At 67.6% G+C, this 17,975-nt stretch carries 17 protein-coding genes and 1 pseudogene; 6 read left to right on the top strand and 12 right to left on the bottom strand.

What is annotated here, in order from left to right:
- Window positions 1-283: 283 nt before the first annotated feature.
- The 5 genes and pseudogenes from ACQPY4_RS29015 to ACQPY4_RS28995 all read right to left on the bottom strand — a co-directional run bounded on the left by ACQPY4_RS29015 (window position 284) and on the right by ACQPY4_RS28995 (window position 5,057).
- Complete coding sequence (locus ACQPY4_RS29015; RefSeq protein ID WP_433339062.1) at window positions 284-739, bottom strand: RICIN domain-containing protein; 456 nt, start codon at window positions 737-739, stop codon at window positions 284-286.
- A 947-nt stretch (window positions 740-1,686) separates the two neighbouring features.
- A pseudogene (locus tag ACQPY4_RS29010) lies at window positions 1,687-2,330 on the bottom strand (transposase family protein); the annotation flags it as partial.
- 1,157 nt (window positions 2,331-3,487) lie between these two features.
- Complete coding sequence (locus tag ACQPY4_RS29005) at window positions 3,488-3,820, bottom strand: hypothetical protein (RefSeq protein WP_433326118.1); 333 nt, start codon at window positions 3,818-3,820, stop codon at window positions 3,488-3,490.
- A gap of 189 nt (window positions 3,821-4,009) precedes the next feature.
- A complete protein-coding gene (locus tag ACQPY4_RS29000; RefSeq protein ID WP_433326116.1) occupies window positions 4,010-4,198 on the bottom strand; it encodes a DUF397 domain-containing protein in 189 nt (62 codons plus the stop codon).
- Between the two features lie 25 nt (window positions 4,199-4,223).
- A complete protein-coding gene (locus tag ACQPY4_RS28995; RefSeq protein ID WP_433326114.1) occupies window positions 4,224-5,057 on the bottom strand; it encodes a helix-turn-helix domain-containing protein in 834 nt (277 codons plus the stop codon).
- 54 nt (window positions 5,058-5,111) lie between these two features.
- Here ACQPY4_RS28995 and ACQPY4_RS28990 point away from each other — a divergent pair, with 54 nt between their 5' ends.
- Window positions 5,112-5,591, top strand: coding sequence for an ATP-binding protein (locus ACQPY4_RS28990; RefSeq protein ID WP_433326112.1), 480 nt, complete (start codon window positions 5,112-5,114; stop codon window positions 5,589-5,591).
- A 141-nt stretch (window positions 5,592-5,732) separates the two neighbouring features.
- On the opposite strand, the gene ACQPY4_RS28985 is transcribed toward ACQPY4_RS28990, so the two are convergent.
- From ACQPY4_RS28985 to ACQPY4_RS28960, 6 genes are all read right to left on the bottom strand, one after another.
- Window positions 5,733-7,340 (bottom strand): M4 family metallopeptidase, encoded by a 1,608-nt coding sequence (locus tag ACQPY4_RS28985; protein ID WP_433326110.1) that lies wholly within the window; start codon window positions 7,338-7,340, stop codon window positions 5,733-5,735.
- 260 nt (window positions 7,341-7,600) lie between these two features.
- Complete coding sequence (locus tag ACQPY4_RS28980) at window positions 7,601-7,987, bottom strand: Fur family transcriptional regulator (RefSeq protein WP_433326108.1); 387 nt, start codon at window positions 7,985-7,987, stop codon at window positions 7,601-7,603.
- Entirely contained in the window at window positions 7,984-8,850 is an 867-nt protein-coding gene (locus ACQPY4_RS28975) for a metal ABC transporter permease (protein WP_433326106.1), read from the bottom strand. Before ACQPY4_RS28975 ends, ACQPY4_RS28980 begins: the two co-directional genes overlap by 4 nt.
- Window positions 8,851-8,863: 13 nt before the next feature.
- Window positions 8,864-9,562: a metal ABC transporter ATP-binding protein gene (locus tag ACQPY4_RS28970; RefSeq protein ID WP_433326104.1), complete on the bottom strand. Its 699-nt coding sequence runs from the start codon at window positions 9,560-9,562 to the stop codon at window positions 8,864-8,866.
- Window positions 9,559-10,518 carry a metal ABC transporter substrate-binding protein gene (locus ACQPY4_RS28965; protein WP_433326102.1) on the bottom strand — a complete coding sequence of 320 codons (960 nt, stop codon included), beginning with the start codon at window positions 10,516-10,518 and terminating at the stop codon, window positions 9,559-9,561. Before ACQPY4_RS28965 ends, ACQPY4_RS28970 begins: the two co-directional genes overlap by 4 nt.
- A 32-nt stretch (window positions 10,519-10,550) precedes the next feature.
- Window positions 10,551-10,853 (bottom strand): DUF6703 family protein, encoded by a 303-nt coding sequence (locus ACQPY4_RS28960; protein ID WP_433326100.1) that lies wholly within the window; start codon window positions 10,851-10,853, stop codon window positions 10,551-10,553.
- Window positions 10,854-10,901: 48 nt separating this feature from the next.
- Here ACQPY4_RS28960 and ACQPY4_RS28955 point away from each other — a divergent pair, with 48 nt between their 5' ends.
- From ACQPY4_RS28955 to ACQPY4_RS28945, 3 genes are all read left to right on the top strand, one after another.
- Window positions 10,902-11,207 carry an antibiotic biosynthesis monooxygenase family protein gene (locus tag ACQPY4_RS28955; RefSeq protein ID WP_433326098.1) on the top strand — a complete coding sequence of 102 codons (306 nt, stop codon included), beginning with the start codon at window positions 10,902-10,904 and terminating at the stop codon, window positions 11,205-11,207.
- A gap of 91 nt (window positions 11,208-11,298) precedes the next feature.
- Window positions 11,299-12,537 carry a glycoside hydrolase domain-containing protein gene (locus ACQPY4_RS28950; protein ID WP_433326096.1) on the top strand — a complete coding sequence of 413 codons (1,239 nt, stop codon included), beginning with the start codon at window positions 11,299-11,301 and terminating at the stop codon, window positions 12,535-12,537.
- Window positions 12,538-12,745: 208 nt separating this feature from the next.
- Window positions 12,746-14,134, top strand: coding sequence for a glycine--tRNA ligase (locus tag ACQPY4_RS28945; protein WP_433326094.1), 1,389 nt, complete (start codon window positions 12,746-12,748; stop codon window positions 14,132-14,134).
- A gap of 206 nt (window positions 14,135-14,340) precedes the next feature.
- Here the strand turns inward: ACQPY4_RS28945 and ACQPY4_RS28940 are convergent, their stop codons facing one another.
- The gene (locus ACQPY4_RS28940) at window positions 14,341-15,000 is read right to left on the bottom strand and encodes a hypothetical protein (RefSeq protein ID WP_433326092.1); all 660 of its coding nucleotides are present in this window, start codon (window positions 14,998-15,000) and stop codon (window positions 14,341-14,343) included.
- A 203-nt stretch (window positions 15,001-15,203) separates the two neighbouring features.
- Here ACQPY4_RS28940 and ACQPY4_RS28935 point away from each other — a divergent pair, with 203 nt between their 5' ends.
- Together ACQPY4_RS28935 and secD are read left to right on the top strand one after the other, a co-directional pair.
- Window positions 15,204-15,602: a hypothetical protein gene (locus ACQPY4_RS28935; RefSeq protein ID WP_433326090.1), complete on the top strand. Its 399-nt coding sequence runs from the start codon at window positions 15,204-15,206 to the stop codon at window positions 15,600-15,602.
- 39 nt (window positions 15,603-15,641) lie between these two features.
- Window positions 15,642-17,912 (top strand): protein translocase subunit SecD, encoded by a 2,271-nt coding sequence (gene secD, locus ACQPY4_RS28930; RefSeq protein WP_433326088.1) that lies wholly within the window; start codon window positions 15,642-15,644, stop codon window positions 17,910-17,912.
- Window positions 17,913-17,975 lie beyond the last annotated feature (63 nt).

Below are 17,975 nucleotides of genomic sequence, written 5' to 3'. Positions count from 1 at the left end.
GCGCGACCTGCCACAACCGCTGCTGAGTCTATGAGCTGGATGTCTTTCATCGAGGTCATGTATCGATCGAGCGGCATGGGGACGGGTGCGCTATTGGTGACACGCACCACTGGATTTAGGGAAGGCTCGGCAGGCCGGCTCTGATGAGCGTTTACGGACGACTGGTCGGTAACTTCTGCACCACACGCAGTCATCGCACAGAGGAGGGATATAGCCGCGCCCGCGAGGACCGGTCCTTTGGTGGCGGAGAAATGTCGATTCATTGGGAGAGCTTCCTTCTTCGCTATTTCCAGTGACAATTTCTATCGCCAGTGGACTCTACGCACCTTTGTCCTGCGAGGCCCACATTATATATTGAGGTATCCAAATATGTAGAAGCTGCATCCCAATAGATATCTCCTTCGCATCCTGCCTTGTTAATGAGGCCCCACCAGCCGGCGGCGACTTTGTGCTCTCTCCAGCGTTGCTGTGCGCCCCCCCAATAATCCCAAATGGTGAGATGGCAGGGACCATTGCCCCATCGATCAAGCACTTTACTTCGATCCAGCATTGTTTGTTCGACCCAGTACCCGTCGGAGAGCCTTACGTCGTACCATTTCTGGTTAGTGCCGCCATTACCGGTCCAGGTTCCTACATGCTGGCCATTGACTGCGCTCTGTTTGTAGACCTCGAGGTATCTACCTGTGTGATGATTCTGCCATGTTACGACCCCATCGGCACTGGCGCGGCCGGGAGACACCGCGCAGATGGTTGTAGTTGCCACCAGAGAACTGACGACGAGTCCACGTATCGACGGGATACGCCGGTGTATTTTCGGAGTCACGTGATACACCCTCCTTCAGGACCGATTAAGAACAGGTTGGGCTGCTTTCATGTCCCCTCATCGGACAACACTCGTTCGTGAAGCAGCAGGGATATCCTGGGCGAACCGCCCTGGCGGGCTTGGCGAAGCCCTGAACTCAGTCAAGAACGGTTGTACTGAATATTTGACTAATCTGTTGATGTCTCTGCAAGATCAGGGTCGGGAACGTTATCATTTCGTTACATATACTTCTTTGTTCGAGTTGCTGCCATCCTCCGACGTGCGTGTATGTCTCCTGGTTTACGGCCGCAACTGGACAAGGAGTAGGTCGCACATAGTGCGGGTGTGTGCTATTATGGTGTCGTTTAAAGTGAACTTGCGACAAGCAAGATCTGCGGACGATGTAGGCCGTGATGCCCGCAATGAACTGACCCTGCAGAACCTTCAGCCTCCGCGTGAAGGCGCCCTCGACTGCCCAGTGACAAAAATCAACGGTGCGAAACCCACTCGGCATCGCGCGGGCGGGACGCGACCGACGACATCGGTCGGCTTGTGTCGGTGGACCCCACCGTCATGCGCGCCCAACAGAGCGCGGCCGGCACGCGAGATAGGCAGAGTTGGACGACGCTTGGACGATCGCGGGGAGGCTTACCAACGAGATCCATCTGGGACTGCGGCGCGGGAACCCTGGGTGCTGGGTAATCGAAGGAACCTCAGCGATCCCACGCGGTTCACCGCCGTAATGGGCGCTACGGGTTCCGTGGGCAGACGTGGCCGCCCGGGGAGGCGTGCATGCGGCGGTCTCGCGTAGTAGTAGCGGGTGGACGGCTTGGTGATGCGGCTGGCTTGCTAGGGCAGCAGCGCAGCTTGTGCACGATCCGCTATGCCTTGAGTTGGACTTTGGCGCGTCCGCCCGGCCCGCGCAGACGCGCGTGTGCGCGATTGGGATACTTCTGCGACTCGGGTTTGCCGCGCCCGCGGTACGGCGTCAAGATGTGCTCGCTGGCTCCTGGTGGGCCTTATCTGCCAGCACCGGCAGCCCGGTGACGGCCAGCTCGCGGATGATGCCCCAGAACGCGCGGCCTCAGGTCATGCTCTGTTGCGCGCCACGGGCCCGACCCCCACAGCAGGCTCCGTTCGGACCGGCGATGGCCTGCAAATTCGTGCCGTGCGTGCGGTGCTTTCTCGAGTAAAAGGGCCGGTCGGCGGCCAGGCGGTCGATCGCGATGAGAGTGCCGTCCAGGACCAGATACGGCAGCCGTCACGCCGGGCCCGGCGCAGCACCGATGCCAGCTTGGGCGAACGGGCGGCCAGCGCGTCGATTGCCTCGTTGACATAGCGCCAAGCTGTGGTGGACACGGCGAACCCAGCGTCCATGTACAGATGAATCAGGGTCATCAGCCCCTGTATTCCCGCTGGCAGGGACGCGGTCCTTGCTTCCGATCCTCTTGCGGTGCCGCCGAACTATGCCGGTGGCGTAGGTCAGGATCTGGCGCGACAACGGCAGCGAAACACGGTACAAACGCATGTGGAGCCTCTGGTGCGGACGGCGGGTCGTGAGAGGCTCAACCGTCCTACCAGGGGATTCTTGACGGTCAGGTCTGCCGCACAGACCGCAACCATCATGTGATCAGCGGCCTTCGCGCTCCCGCTGAAAAGGCTCAATGACTGTGGGGCGCCGATGGTGAGCCAGGCTCCAATTACTCCACAGGCCAGGTCATTTTGGGCATCTCTGACTTTCGTAAGACCCGCGCCAGTTTGGAAGACCCCAGGCGACGTAAAGTGATCGAGGAACGCAAATTTTGCTACTTACAACTGCCTGAAGGCGCCATTCTCTTCTTCCATTGCGAAACCAAAGAATAGACTGCTGTGCTGATGAGCTATAACCTATGTCGGCCAAGGCGTAGTACCTATCCTGGTGTTGGTTTCTCCCGAAGGTGATTCCGTAGTAGACATTGCTGGGGCCGACGACATCATCGCGCGTTGACTGAGTCCGGATCCTTAGGTCCGCCTTGGAGAAGTAAATGTCCCCCAGTCGTTTACGTAGAGGGTCGTCTACTTGTAGTACTGTTGCTTCTCCTGCATTGCCACGTTCAGTAACGTCTTTCGCCCAATCGACTTGCTGCGTCTGCGACGACCGAGACGGAGTGGGTGCTGAGTCGCTAGGGTTGGACTCCCTGCCGTTTTTACTGTATTGGCATGCTGAAATTGTGCTCATAGATACTAGGATCGTGCTTGTGCATCTTAAGGAGATCCTGCCGATCATATCAACCACCTCATAAAAGCTTGGATCTATGACCAAATCGGAGTTGGTAGACGCCCAATTCAACAACCGGTCGACAGTTTGCGTCATTCTAGCACATTTGTTTGGTATCCTCGGTGAGGTTCCATCGAGCAAAGCCTTGGCCGTGAACAGCAAGCCCGAAATGCTCATTCCGGACGGTCTCAGGATTGCTCCCCGGCGCACTGGTCTACGCAAAGGTCGAGGAGGTCTACCAGACCGACCCGCACCACGCCCGGACGCTGATGGTCTGGTCATGGCGGACGCGCTCCTGCTCGTCCTGGCCCTCGCGGACGTGCACATCATGAAGGTCGTGGACTACGTCCTGGCGCCATAGCCCCCGGTCAAGACGGGCCGGACCCTCGCCTGGAGAGCCCGGCCCATAGCGTCACCGTCCCCGCGGGTCAGTGGGAGTGGAACTGCACCGCGACGAGATAGGGATTCGCGGACCTGCAGACGTTGACGTTGTACGCCCTGCTCGGCGTCGCCGCCCGGTCCGTGAACGTCCACCGCGCACCGGCCGAGTTCCGGCAGACGATCGTCGAATAGTGCCTGCACCTCGAAGACCTGATGCCGACCCGGTCCGGGTGCGATCCCGTGTCGATGAACGCCTGCGTCGAACGTGCACAGGCGGACGTGACGTGCGCGCTGGCGGGAGCCGCGTTCACGCCCCCGACCACGGTGGCGGCGACCGCCATGCCCGCCAGAGTCGCGGCCTTGGCCTTGAGTGACCTCATGGCATTCCCTTCTTGAGGGTGAGCTGCTGGATTTCTCAAGCGTGGGCCAAGGCATATTCCGACCACAAATACTGGTCAGGTATCCAGCGATACTCGACAGGTATGCCGTAAATCGTCCATAAAAAGTTCTCTGCCCAAAACAAAAGAGCCCCAGCCCAAGGGCCGGGGCTCATCGCAGTGTTCGCTCGCCTAGAGATCCAATTCCGCCCGCTTCACCCGAGCAACAAGATCAGCGAAGTGCCCGACCGAAACGACCACGACCCCGGCCCCTGGCGCCTTGGAGTCACGCACGGCAATGTTCCCCGTCCACTCCGCAACTTCGACGCAGTCGCTGTTGTCGATCCCGCTGCTGCGGCTGGACTTGCGCCACTCAGTCATGCCAGGGACTCCATCTTCTTCGTGATCAAGTTTCGCGTGGAGCGCTCGGGGAGTGCCTGCGCGCCGATGAGGTCATACCAGGTCTGGAGGTCTCGGCCTCGGACGTTCCCTGGGCCAGTCTTCCACCGCCCATGGCCTCTGTGTAGACGAGATCAACCGCCCCCACCTTCATGATCTTAAAGGCGCCGCCGAGCCCGGGATGCGCACCTTCGATCTTGGGCACGACGCGCAGGATCACGTTGGGGAGTTCGCTGACTTCCCGAAGGTGCCCGAGCTGGTCGCGCATCACCTCGGAGCCGCCGACCTGCCACTCAAGAACGGGCTCCGCGAGCAAGACCCAGAGTGTCGGTGGATCCTGTCTGCGCAGCACCCGCTGGCGATTCATTCGTTGAGCGACCTGCGCCTCCACGTTCTTGGAACCGAAGGAACGAAACAGAGCACGCGCGTAGTCCTCCGTCTGCAGGAGGCCCGGGACGACGGCGAGTTCGTAGATTCGCAGTACCGACGCCTTGGCCTCCAGCTCCAGATGGGCCTTGAACCAGTCGGGATCGTGGCCCAGGGTCGCGTAGTAGACCATGATCCCGAAGAGGCCGCCGGTGTTCCAGGCGTCGTCGATCTTCGCCGCTTGGTCGGGCGTGAGCTTGGCTTCACCGGTCTCCAGTCTGGAAATGCTCGACCGCGCGCAGTTGAGAAGATCCGCGAGCGTGCCGCCGGACCATGCGTGCTGTCGTCGGAGAAAGCGCAGTTGGTAGGCGATCCAGTCCCACATCGACCCTCTTGGGTCCGGCGGCTCGTTCACGATCGTTTCTCCCCGGCTCCGCGCGGCAAAATTCCAGGCTTTCCAGGGAACGTAGCGCATCAGACCTTCAAGGTGGACGCTTGCCCTTCAAAAGCAACGGCGGAGAAGGCGGTCATGGCGGCGGCGAAGGCAATGATTCTCGGCAATTTGGACATTATCCGCGTTGCTTCCCGGGCGACGCCGGGGGAGGTGCGCGCGTTGTTGGGAGCTCAGCTTCTGGAATGGGGCCTTGTGGGGCTCGCGGATGATCTCTTCCTGGTCGCCGGGGAATTGATCACTAATGCGGTGGAGGCGACTCCGGGCCAAGAAATCCGGGTGCGGTTGGCTCGGGAGGCTGAGGGGGTTCTTCTGGCCGTCTGGGACGCTTCCGACCGCGCGCCCGTCGCCAAGCCGGTCGTCGAGCTTGTGCTGGACGACATCGCGCCCGACGCTGCGGCCCCTGATCCCGGGCATGACGACGGTACGGGCGGGTGGGGGCTGCCCATCGTGGAGGCGCTCTCGTCGGAGTGCGGGCTTCGGCGCACTGAGCCTCACGGCAAGTGGGTGTGGGCTCGAATGGGGAGGCTGGGCCTTCGTGGTTCGGCTGACGATTGAGGAGGGGGTGTGGGGGCGGAGCCCCCACCTTGGGGGTTTGGGGGCGGGAGCCCCCAATGGGGCTGTCCGAGCGGTAGCGAGGGCGTTGCTTTGAGGAACGCGAACGCCCCGGCCCTCTTCGGGCCGGGGCGTTCTCTTGGGTTACTTGACGTTTACTGCGGTCCAGGCGGCGGCTACTGCCTTGTGTTGGGGGCTGGCGTCGCCGTAGAGGTCCTTGGCCGCGTTGAGGGTGGCGGCTCGGGCCTGGGAGTAGTTGGTGCTGGAGGTGAAGTAGGTGGTCAGGGCGCGGTACCAGATCTTGGTGGCGTCCTGCTGGCCGATGCCGGTGAGGGTGGAGCCGTCGGCGGTGGGGCTGTCGTAGTTGACGCCGTTGATGGTCTTCTTGCCGCTGCCCTCGGCCAGGAGGTAGAAGAAGTGGTTTCCCACGCCTGAGGAGTAGTGGACGTTGAGGTCCTTGGTGGTGGGGGACCAGGAGTCGACCGACTTGCCGTCGCGGCTGGGGCGGTCCATGTAGCGCAGGGCGTCGCGGCCCAGGCCGGAGAGGGCGATCCGCTCGCCGATCTTGTAGTCGCCGACGTCGGCGCTGTTCTTGGCGAAGAACTCCACGGCGGTGCCGAAGATGTCGGAGGTGGCCTCGTTGAGGCCGCCGGACTCGCCGCTGTAGGTGAGGTTGGCGGTGGCGCTGGTGACGCCGTGGCTCATCTCGTGTGCGGCGACGTCGATGCTGGTGAGGGGGCCGAAGGTCTTGCCGTCGCCGTCACCGTAGGTCATGCAGAAGCAGGACGGGTCCCAGAACGCGTTGGCGTAGTTGTTGCCGTAGTGGACGCGGTTGAACGAGCCCTTGCCGTCGTTGCGGATGCCGTTGCGGCCGAAGGTCTGCTTGTAGAAGTCCCAGGTGACGTTGGTGCCGTACTGGGCGTCGACGGCCACGGTGGAGCGGTCGGACGCGGCGCCGGTGCCCCAGTGGTTGTCGGCGTCGGTGAAGTTGTCGGCTGGGGCCCGGATGAAGCAGAAGATCAGGAAGCACAGGTCGGTTCGGTTCTGCGCGTCGCCGGTGTAGGTGTTGCCTCGGGTGGGGTCCTTGAGGACGTACGAGGCGCCCGACTTGGTCGTTTCCAGCGGGACGGTGCCGCCGTACAGCGACTTGCCGTCGCCCGACTCGGAGTGGATGGCCTCGTCGCGCAGCAGGACCTTGCCGGTGGCGGCGTCGATGGAGGTGTAGACGCGGCTCGGCGTCCCGTCGGGCTGCCGGCCCTCGCTGCGGACGCGCCAGGCGAGCCGGGGCTTCTGGTCGGCGGTGCGGGCCTCGACGACGAGTTCGGTCGCGCCGAGGATCTTGTGGTTCTTGGCGGCCGCCTTCGTGCGGGCGGTCTTGGCCGAGAGTTCGGCCTTGGCGTCGTCGGGGGCCTTGGCCAGGGCCACGCTCTTGCCGCGCCAGGTGCCGTTGGCCGCCTGGTGGACGACGATGTCGCCGCCCAGGACGGGGAGGCCCTTGTACGTGCGGGTCATACGGGTGTGGGTGGTGCCGTCCCTGTCGACGTCCACCCGGGTGACCTTGAACGCCTGCCCGTCACCGGCCCTGAGCTCGGCGCCGTGGGTTCTGGTGGCGGTGATCGCGCGGCTGGCGGCGGCCTTCGCCGCGGCGGCCGGGGCCGGGGCCGGGGGAGACTGCGGCGTGGCGAAGGCGGGGACGGCCAGTCCGGTGGCGGAGACCGCCACCGCCAAGGCCAGCAGGCCGGTTCTTCTCATGAATGCCCTCTCGACTGGCGTCGCGGCCCTCCCGAAGAGGCCGTTTGGTGGCCTGCCGTGACGCGTGGGACATTTATTGCACAACCGGACCAATAGCGGCAGCTATCACAGATGACAAAGTGTCCGGCAAAGTGCAGTGAGTTGCTACATATCGGCGGTGCGGGACGTCATGGGCTGTAACGCCCAAAGAGGGTGTCACTTCGCCTACTTGAAAAGTAGGGAAACTGGCCGCGTGGAAGCTCGCGTCCCAAGGGGGTGGGTCAGCGGCGCTTGGCGGCGCAGTCGGCGCAGGTGCCGAAGACCTCGACGGTGTGGGTGATGTCGATGAAGCCGTGCTCGGAGCCGATCGCGTCGGCCCACTTCTCGACGGCGGGGCCCTCGACCTCGACGGTGCGGCCGCAGCCACGGCAGACCAGGTGGTGGTGGTGCTCCTCGGTGGCGCAGGCGCGGTAGACGGCCTCGCCGTCGGACGTGCGCAGCACGTCGACCTCGCCGGAGTCGCTCAGCGCCTGGAGCGCGCGGTACACCGTGGTGAGGCCGATCTTGGACCCGTCCGAGCGCAGATCGGCGTAGATGTCCTGCGCGCTGCGGAAACCGTCGCTGCCGGCCAGAGCCTGCCGCACCGCGTCCCGCCGGGCCGTCGTCATCCCCCAAGCACCTCCGCCTCGGCATCCACTTTAGTCCGGGTCGCCGACGCGACCGTCCTTCTGCGCCGCGCCACCGCGCCCCCGATCACCGCCACCACGAACACCGCGAGGGCCAGCAGGACGATCGAGGGACCCGGCGGAAGATCGTACTCAAACGATCCCACGAGTCCGGACACCGCTGACAGTACACCGACTCCCATCGCCAGCAGCATCGTGCTCCGGAATCCCCTGGTCACCTGCTGTGCCGCCGCGACCGGAACGATCATGAGCGCGCTGACGAGCAGCAGGCCGATCGCGCGCATCGCGATGACGACGGTCACGGCCGCGGTCGCGGCGATCAGGATGCTGAGGAAGCGGACCGGCAGGCCCGAGGCCCGCGCCACCTCCTCGTCCTGGCAGAGCAGGAACAGTTCGCGGCCGAACAGCGCGACGATCCCGAGGACGAAGACCGCCAGGCCGATCACGACGTAGAGGTCGTTCATCGAGACGCTGGTGATGGAGCCGAACAGGTACGACTGGAGGCTGCCGCCGCCGCCCTCGGCGTTGGTGAGGATCACGCCGCCCGCCAGGCCGCCGTAGAACAGCAGGGCCAGCGCCACGTCGCCGCCGGTGCGGCTGCGCGCGCGCAGCACCTCGATCGCGACCGCGCCGAGGACCGAGACGACCAGGGCGCCCAGGATCGGGGACGAGCCGGTCAGCAGCCCCAGGCCGATGCCGGTGAGCGCGATGTGCCCGACGCCGTCGCCGAGCAGCGCGAGCCTGCGCTGGACGAGGAACGTCCCGATCGCGGGCGCGGTCAGCCCGATGAGCACCGCCATGACCAGGGCGATGCGCATGAACTCGTAGTCGAGGATCTCGATCATCGGGTGTTTCCGGTCATGAGGCCTTTCCGGTGACGGTCAGGGACGGGTCGTCGCGGACGATGCGGCCGTACTCCAGGGTGACGGCGCGTCCGATCAGCGACTCCATCGGGCCGAGGTCGTGGGCGACCATCACCACGGTGCGGCCCGCCCCGGCCAGGTCGCGGAGCGTGTCGGCCAGCGCGGCCTGGCTGGCCACGTCGACGCCGGCGGTGGGCTCGTCCATGACGAGCGTATCCGGCTCGCCCGCCAGCGCGCGGGCGATCAGCACCCGCTGCTGCTGCCCGCCCGACAGGAGCTGGGCGGTGTCGCGGGCGCGGTCGGTCAGGCCGAGGGCCTCGATGGCGCGGTCGACGGCGGCGCGGTCGGCCGAGGTGGCCGGACGCCAGCGCGACTGCCGCGCGACCCGTCCCGACGCCACGACCTCGCGGACGGTGGCGGGCACGCCGCCGCCCATCGGCAGCCGCTGCGGGACGTACCCGATGCGGTGCCAGTCGCGGAAGCGTCCCGGGGGCGTCCCGTAGATCTCGGTGCGTCCCTCGCTGAGCGGGATCAGGCCGAGCATGGCCTTGATCAGCGTGGACTTGCCCGCCCCGTTGGGGCCGAGCACGGCCATCATGTCCCCGGCCTCGACCGTCAGGTCGATCCCGCGCAGCACCTCGCGGCCGTCGCGCAGGACGCGGCCACCGGTCATCGCGAAGGGGGCACGGGTCATGAGCACCCCAGGGCGGGCTTGAGGACTTGAAGGTTCTTGCGCATCACCGAAAGGTAGTCGTCGGAGGAGCCGGGCTTCAGCCCTTCGATGGGATCCAGGACGGCCGTCTTCACCCCGGCCGAGCGGGCGAGGGCCTCGGCGACCTTCGGGCTGACGAGGGTCTCGGTGAACACGGTGGTCGCCTTGTTCTCCTTGATCTCGTGGGTCAGCTCGGCCAGCCGCTTGGGCGAGGGCTCGTTGGTGGCGTCGACCCCGGCGATGGAGATCTGCTTGAGCCCGTACCGTTCGGCCATGTAGCCGAAGGCCGCGTGCGAGGTGACCATCGTCTTCTGCTTGCAGTTCTTCAGGCCGTCCTTGAACTCCTGGTCGAGCTTGTTCAGCTCGGTCGCCAGGGCGGTCGCGCGGGACTTGTGCGCGGCCGCGTTCTTGGAGTCGGCGGCGGCGAGCTTGCCGCCGAGGGCCGTGGCGATCGTGGCCATGCGGCTCGGGTCGAGCCAGACGTGCGGGTCGAAGGAGAGCTCGGCCTCGCCGTGGCCGCCCTCCTCGCCCTCGCCCTCGTGGCCGTGCTCGTCCTCGGCCGGGGGCGGGAGGGTCTTCACCGCGGCCACCGCGTCGAGGGACTTGTTCTTGGCGTGCTTGCCCACCGCGTCGTCCACCGCGGGCTGGACGCCCCGGACGTAGACGGCCAGGTCGGCCTTGCCCACGTCGGCGATCTGCCGGGGCGTCAGCTCCAGGTCGTGGGGCTCGGCGCCGGGCTTGGTGAGGGTCTGCACGGACGCCTGGTCGCCGCCGACTTTTCCGGCGAGCCAGGCCATCGGGTAGAACGACGCGACGACTTCGGCCTTGCCGCCGCCGCTCTTGCCGTCGGACCCGCCGCAGGCGGCCAGGCCCAGCGCGGAGGCCAGGGCGAGCGCGGTGAGCGGCAGGACGCGAGGGGTCTTCCGGGAGGTGAGCACGGTCCAATTATGGACGAAGATGAAAATGATTGTCAAAATCGGGCAAGATGGGCTATCGCGAACACCGCCAGCACCAGCAACGCCGCGACCCGAAGAAGCCTTCCCCCGGGGTTGAGCATCGGCCAGTTGAGGTAGGCGAACCAGCCCAGCACCACCATGAGCGCGATCATTCCGAGCGCCCCGACCACCCCGGTGCCGATCATCCCGACGGCCAGCAGCACGAAGATCCCCACGAGCAGCATCCAGCGGGGGAGCCCCGCGAGGTAGGCCAGCGGGGCCGCGCTCCAGCCCTCGATCTTCGCTCGGGCCCCCGAGGGGCCGTTCCGAGTGTCCACGGCCCCAACGTACGCGTGTCCGCCCCCGAGCGCTGCGAGGATGGCCCCGTGATCGCCATAACCCGATACCGCGTGCCGGACGAGGACGCCGACTTCTCCGGGCGGATGACCGCCGTCCTGGAGATCCTCGCCGCCAGCCCCGGCTTCCGCTCCGGCCGCCTCGCCCGCACGGTCGACGAGCCCACCTTGTGGGCCCTCATCACCGAATGGGACGGCGCGGGCTTCTACCGCCGGGCCCTCGGCGCCTACGACGTCCGCCTCCAGTTCATCCCCCTGGCCGCACTGGCGATCGACGAGCCGGGCGCCTACGAGGTCGTCTCGTCGTCCGAGGCCGTGGAGGTCAACGAAGGGTAGGGGCCGGGCAAGAGACGGTCGCGTACCGTTTCGCACCCGGCACGGACGGTCATCACTGCCGCATCACGATCACCGAGTGCGGGGAGAAGTGATGCGCAATGGCGCCGTGTTCGTCCGGGCGGTCGCGCTGGTCGCGGTCGCTCCCCTCGTCCCCGGCCCAGGGGAGGCCGCCGCGCGGGCCGCGGCCGACCCGGCCGCCCCGCTGACGACCGCGTATCGGGGCGTCCGGATCGCCGTGCCTCCGGGATGGGACGTGCATCGCCTCGACCGCGACCCGTCCCGGTGCGTCCGCCTCGACCGCGACGCGATCTACCTCGGCCGTCCGGCCGACCAGCAGGACTGCCCCGCCCGGCTCGTCGGCGGCGCGGACGTCGTCCACGTCGAGCCGCTGGACCGGGGCCGGGGCGCCAGGCGGGCGGCCGTCCGCCCGGACCGGCTCGCCTCCTACACCGTCCCCGCGAACGACGCGCGCGGCGTCGAGCTGGCGCTCCCCGAGGCGGGCGTCAAGATCACCGCCACCTACGGGACGGACCCCGCCGCGCTCCAGTCGGTGATCCGCTCCGCCCGCCTCTCCGGCTCCTGGACCCCCGAACCCACCCGCGCGGCCCCCGCCCCTTCGAACGCCCGTACAACGGCGGAGAGGCCCAAACGCTGGGCCGTGGGCAGAGGGTTCGACACGTGCGCGGCGCCCTCCCTGAACACGATGGCCGCATGGCGCCGTTCCTACGGGATCAGCAACATCTACATCGGGGGAGCGGCGCGCGGCTGCGCCCAGTACAACCTGAGCGCCCGCTGGGTGCGGGCCGTCCGGGCCATGAAGTACCGGCTCATCCCGACCTACGTGGGCCTCCAGGCGCCGTGCACCCGCTACCGCAGCAGGTTCACGCCCGCCAACGCCGCCCGCGAGGGCAGCAGGGCCGCCGCGGACGCCGTCTACCGCGCCAGGCGGCTCGGCATCCCGCGCCGCATGCCGATCTACTTCGACATCGAGGGCTATGACAGCGGCAAGGCGTGGTGCCGCAACGCCGTGATGACGTTCCTGCACTCCTACTCGCGCAGGATGACGGCCCTGAAGTACACGCCCGCGGTCTACAGCAGCGTGGCGTCCGGCATCCGCGACCTGGGCCGGGCCACCGGGATCACCAAGCCCCGCGCGATCTGGTTCGCCCACTGGGACGGCAGCGTCCGCATGTACGGCAATCCCTACCTCCTCGACCACTGGTGGCATCCCCACCGCCGCATCAAGCAGTACAGAGGCGGCCACAAGGAAAAGCACGGCGGAATCACCCTCAACATCGACAGCAACTACGTCGACGGCCGCGTCTATTGAGCGATCACCGAACGTGACGCCGTCGGCGAGTAATGCCGCGCAGGAGGCGCCGACCGTGCCCTAAGCTTTGAGGGAGCTCTTGGAGTGCCGGGGAATGGTGCGCTCCGGAGCGCGCACAACCGGGGATCACACAACCGCTTCGCCCCGCCGCCAGGGTGAGAGGGCAGCGGCCAGTCCCGCCGACCGCCAGCCGGATGGAGAAACTCTCATGGCACGCCGTTCCGACGTGTTGGACACGATCGTCAACCTCGCCAAGCGGCGGGGTCTGGTCTACCCGTCGAGCGAGATCTACGGCGGGCTGCGCGCGTCCTGGGACTACGGCCCCCTCGGCGTCGAGCTCAAGAACAACGTCAAGCGCCAGTGGTGGAAGTCGATGGTCCAGGGCCGCGACGACGTCGTCGGCCTCGACTCGTGCGTGATCCTCGCCCGCGAGGTGTGGGAGGCCAGCGGGCACGTCCAGGCGTTCGTCGACCCGCTGACCGAGTGCCAGTCGTGCCACAAGCGCTACCGCGCCGACCACCTCGAAGAGGGCTATCAGGACAAGCACGGCCGGCCCCCGGCGGCCGGGCTGGCCGACATCACCTGCCCCAACTGCGGCGTGAAGGGCTCGTTCACCGAGCCCAAGATGTTCAACGGCCTGCTCAAGACCTACCTCGGCCCCGTCGAGGACGAGTCGGGCCTGGCCTACCTGCGTCCCGAGACCGCGCAGGGCATCTTCATCAACTACCTCAACGTCCAGCAGTCGGCCCGCCGCAAGGTGCCCTTCGGCATCGGCCAGGTCGGCAAGTCGTTCCGCAACGAGATCACGCCGGGCAACTTCATCTTCAGGACGCGCGAGTTCGAGCAGATGGAGATGGAGTTCTTCGTCCGTCCGGGCACCGACGAAGACTGGCACCAGTACTGGATCGACGAGCGCATGCAGTGGTACGTCGACCTGGGCATCCGCAAGGACAACCTGCGGCTGTTCGAGCACCCGGCCGACAAGCTCTCGCACTACTCCAAGCGCACGGTCGACGTGGAGTACCGGTTCGGCTTCCAGGGCGGCGAGTGGGGCGAGCTCGAGGGCATCGCCAACCGCACCGACTACGACCTGGCCACGCACGCCAAGGCGTCCGGCACCGACCTGTCGTTCTTCGACCAGGAGGCCGGCGAGCGCTTCATCCCGTACGTCATCGAGCCCGCGGCGGGCGTCGACCGCTGCACGCTGACGTTCATGATGGACGCCTACGCCGAGGACGAGGCGCCCAACGCCAAGGGCAAGCTGGAGAAGCGCACGGTCATGCGGCTCGACCGCCGCCTGGCCCCGGTCAAGGTCGCGGTGCTGCCCCTGTCGCGCAACGCCGACCTCTCGCCCAAGGCCCGCGACCTGGCCGCCCAGCTCCGCAAGAGCTGGAACGTCGACTTCGACGACGCCGGAGCCATCGGCCGCCGCTATCGCCGCCAGGACGAGATCGGCACCCCGTTCTGCGTCACCGTCGACTTCGACACCCTTGAGGACGACGCCGTCACCGTCCGCGAACGCGACACGATGAGCCAGGAGCGCATCGCCCTCGGCCAGGTCGAGGCCTTCCTCGCCGCCCAACTCCTCGGCTGCTGACCCCCCACTCGGGCGCGCTTCGCCGGACGCGGTGCACCCACCGTCGCGGACGTCCAAGGTCGCTCCCGCGACCTCGGACGTCCGCGACGGAGACGGGCCGCCCTGCGGAGTTCTCCGTGCGGGCGTCCTTCCGGGGTGCTGGACGTGGGACGACCGCAGGGCGCGGGGTGGCCCTGCGGTCGTCGGGTTCAGGTGGCGGGTGGCGGTCAGCCGGTCACGTAGAGGGTCTGGTCGAAGACGCCGGAGCCCGCGGTCTTCTCACCCAGGAGCTTGTAGTTGGCGGTGACGGTGGCGGTGGAGGGGCAGAGGAAGCCGCTGCCGCTCTGCTTGTTGACGACGGAGTTCTTCACGCTGACCTGGGCCTCGGCGACGGTGGTGTCGCCGCGGCCCGGGTTGTCGGGGTTGAAGCCGTTGGCCGTGAGGTTGCCGCCGTAGTAGCAGGTCATGCCGAAGGCGATGGCCTTGACGCGGGCGTTGGCGATGGTGACGGCGGCGTCGCGGCCGCCGGTGTGGGCGGCGTCGAAGACGGTGCTGCCGCCCGTCCAGGGGAGCCGTTCGGTGGTGACCGCGGCGTCGCCGCAGGCGGGGCCGGGGTCGTTGGTGAACGAGGCGGCGCTGATGTCGAGCGCGGTGCCGTCGGACTTGGTGGTCCCGGCCATGGTCGAGCGGTTGCAGGTCCCGCCGCCCAGCGAGGTGCTGACGCTGGCGGTGCCGAGCAGGACGGCCTGGACCTTGCCTTCGTAGGGGTCGGCGGTCGCCGAGCCCTTGCGGATGGTGGTGCCCGCGGCGGAGGCGGGCGGAGCGGCGAGCGCGAGGACGGTGAGGGTCGCGGCCCCCAGGGAGACGAACTGTTTGATGCGTGCCACCGGAGTCTCCTTTGTCCGGTAGGGGGTGGGCATCGTGAAAGTAATTCACCTTTTGTTATGCGGGCAATACAATAACGGCGGCGAATACTGGCCGGTATGGGACGTGGACGCGGGGTTTACCGGCGGGTAGATGGCGAACGTCCCGGTAAGCGCCCGCTGGGGGTACGGTGGCGGAGACGCTGCCCGCCGACGAGAGGAATCGCGTGCGCGACTCTCGGGCCTGCGATGAGCGGGGACGGCTGGCGCGGCTTCTGGTCATCGCCTTCGGTGTGCTCGGGTTCGTCGTCGTTCCCGTCACCGGGACGGCCCAGGCGGGCTCCGGCGTCGGCGCGCGCACCGGCACCACGGCGGTGCAGAAGGTCCCCAGCCGCAGTGGCAAGTCCAAGCCCTGCCCCGTACGGGCCGAGAGCGGGCTGGCGGCGCTCGCGCGGCAGCTGGCTCCGGAGGCTCCGACCGGCCAGGTGGCGGTGCTCCCGCCCGGTGTCGAGGTCGTGCCCCCTGTCGAGGTGTTCGGTGGGCGGGGCGATGGTTCCGAGGCTCCCTGCGCGGCGGCCGGGCAGGTTCCTCGCGGGCGGTCGCCGCCCGTTTCCCCAGGGTTCTGACGCTTCTCTGTCACGGCATTTCCCTGTGGAGGTTTTCCCTTGTCTCGCGCCAATCTGGTGCGGGCGTTGCTGGCGTTGGCCATTCTTGCCACCTCGCTCGGCTTCGCCCTGTCCAAACCCGCCCGCCTCGGCCTCGACCTGCGCGGCGGCACGCAGATCGTTCTCGAAACCCAGGATTCGCCCACGACCAAGGCGAACCGCAAGTCCACCGACCGCGCCAAGGAGGTGCTGCACCGCCGGGTGGACGCGCTCGGCGTCGCCGAGTCGTCGATCACCCGCTCGGGAGACCGGCGGATCATCGTCGAGCTGCCCGACGTCCAGGACCCCACCCGGGCGGCCGAGACGTTCGGCAAGACGGCCCAGCTCACCGCGCATCCCGTCCGGGCCTACGACGGGAAGCCCAAGGCGGGGGAGAAGGCCGTCGCCGACGAGGACGGCCAGCCCATCCTGATCGGACCGCCCGCGCTGACCGGGGACGGCATCGGGTCGTCCGACGCCTCGTTCGACCCCCAGAACTCCAGCGGCTGGTACGTCACGATCAAGTTCCGCGGGGGCGGCGGCAAGGCGTGGGAGAAGGTGACCGCCAAGGCCGCGTGCGCGTCCGGGCACGAGCGCCGGGTCGCGATCGTGCTGGACGGCAAGGTGATCTCCTCGCCGCAGGTGGAGACGACCGTGGCCTGCGGCGTGGGCATCGTGGGCGGCTCGACCCAGATCACCGGGCGGTTCAACGCCGAGTCGGCCAAGGACCTGGCCGCGCTGATCGAGGGCGGCTCGCTGCCCGTCCCGGTGAAGATCATCGAGCAGCGGGTGGTCGGCCCGACGCTCGGGGACGCCGCGATCGAGGCCAGCGCCCAGGCGGCGATCATCGGGATCATCCTGACCGGGCTGTTCATCATCGCCGTCTACCGGCTGGTCGGGCTGCTGGCCACCATGGCGCTGGCCTGCTACGCGCTGATCTCCTATGCCGCGCTGGTCGCCATCGGCGCGACGCTGACCCTGCCGGGGCTGGCCGGGTTCGTGCTGGCGATCGGCATGGCCATCGACGCGAACGTCCTGGCGTTCGAACGGGCCAGGGAGGAGTTCGCCGCCGCGCCCCGCAAGGGGGTCAGGGGCGCGCTGGTGACCGGCTTCGAGAAGGCGTGGTCGGCGATCGCCGACTCCAACATCACCACATTGCTGGCCGCCGGGCTGCTGTTCTTCCTGGCCTCGGGGCCGGTCAAGGGGTTCGGGGTGACGCTGTCGATCGGTGTGATCGGCTCGCTGGTCTCGGCGATGCTGATCAGCCGCGTCCTGACCGAGTCGGTCGTCGCGCGCCGGATGGTGGCCGACCGGCCCAAGCTGACCGGGCTGGGCACCACCGGCCGGGTCAGGGACTGGCTCGACCGCCGTAACCCCGACCTGATGAGGCGCCGGTGGCTGTGGCTGGCGGTCTCGGCCGTCGCCGTGGTCCTGGCGCTGGCGGGGATCTTCTCGCGCGGCCTCAACTACGGCGTGGAGTTCACCGGCGGACGGCTGGTCGAGTACTCCACGTCCAAGCCGGTCGACATCGACACCGCCCGGAGCGCGGTCGCCGACGCCGGGTTCCCGCGCGCGGTGGTGCAGACGTCCGGCAAGGACGACATCTCGGTCCGGACGGAGAACCTCAGCAACGCCGAGGAGAAGCGGGTCGCCGACCGGCTGGCCGAGAAGGGCGGCCAGGTCACCAAGCAGCGCGACGAGCTGATCGGCCCCAGCCTGGGTGCGGAGCTGCGGCAGAAGGCGCTGATCGCGCTGGCGGTCGCGCTGCTGGTGCAGCTGGCCTATCTCGCGATCCGGTTCCGCTGGACGTTCGGCGCGGGCGCCGTGCTCGCGATGTTCCACGACGTGATCGTGGTGACCGGGGTCTTCGCCTGGCTCGGCAAGCCGATCGACGGGGTCTTCCTGGCCGCGCTGCTGACGATCATCGGCTACTCGGTGAACGACGCCGTGGTGGTGTTCGACCGGGTCCGCGAGCTGTGGGGCGCCCAGCCCAAGGCCAGGTTCGCGGACGTGGCCAACCGGGGAGCGCTGCAGACCGTGCCCCGGACCGTCAACACGGGCATGGGAGCGATCTTCATCCTGGCCGCGCTGGCGTTCCTGGGCGGCGACTCGCTGACCGACTTCGCGATCGCCCTGCTGGTGGGCATCGGGGTCGGGACCTACTCCAGCGTGTTCACCGCGACCCCGCTGGCGGTCGTCTTCGAGCGCTTCGCCAAGGCCCCGGTGCCGCGCCCGAAGACCCTGCACCGCCCGGCCGCCCGCAAGCCCGGCGATTCGGGCGCCGTGGTCTGAGGCCGCGCCTGACCGCGGTTCGGCCCCCGGGGGGCCGAGGGAAGGGGGCGGAGGGACCAGCCG

The organism is Spirillospora sp. CA-294931, from assembly GCF_050946795.1.
In the GTDB taxonomy this organism is placed as follows: Bacteria; Actinomycetota; Actinomycetes; order Streptosporangiales; family Streptosporangiaceae; genus Spirillospora.
The sequence above is the reverse complement of the archived record's forward strand: the minus strand, read 5'-3'. Positions and strand labels throughout refer to the sequence as shown.

Coding starts and splice junctions, on each gene's coding strand:
- ACQPY4_RS28985 (WP_433326110.1), bottom strand. CDS start 7,340: ATGAGAAGAACCGGCCTGCTGGCCTTGGCGGTGGCGGTCTCCGCCACC.
- ACQPY4_RS28945 (WP_433326094.1), top strand. CDS start 12,746: ATGGCACGCCGTTCCGACGTGTTGGACACGATCGTCAACCTCGCCAAG.
- ACQPY4_RS28980 (WP_433326108.1), bottom strand. CDS start 7,987: ATGACGACGGCCCGGCGGGACGCGGTGCGGCAGGCTCTGGCCGGCAGC.
- ACQPY4_RS28995 (WP_433326114.1), bottom strand. CDS start 5,057: ATGCGCTACGTTCCCTGGAAAGCCTGGAATTTTGCCGCGCGGAGCCGG.
- ACQPY4_RS29000 (WP_433326116.1), bottom strand. CDS start 4,198: ATGACTGAGTGGCGCAAGTCCAGCCGCAGCAGCGGGATCGACAACAGC.
- ACQPY4_RS28990 (WP_433326112.1), top strand. CDS start 5,112: ATGGCGGCGGCGAAGGCAATGATTCTCGGCAATTTGGACATTATCCGC.
- ACQPY4_RS28975 (WP_433326106.1), bottom strand. CDS start 8,850: ATGATCGAGATCCTCGACTACGAGTTCATGCGCATCGCCCTGGTCATG.
- ACQPY4_RS28950 (WP_433326096.1), top strand. CDS start 11,299: ATGCGCAATGGCGCCGTGTTCGTCCGGGCGGTCGCGCTGGTCGCGGTC.
- ACQPY4_RS28970 (WP_433326104.1), bottom strand. CDS start 9,562: ATGACCCGTGCCCCCTTCGCGATGACCGGTGGCCGCGTCCTGCGCGAC.
- ACQPY4_RS29005 (WP_433326118.1), bottom strand. CDS start 3,820: ATGAGGTCACTCAAGGCCAAGGCCGCGACTCTGGCGGGCATGGCGGTC.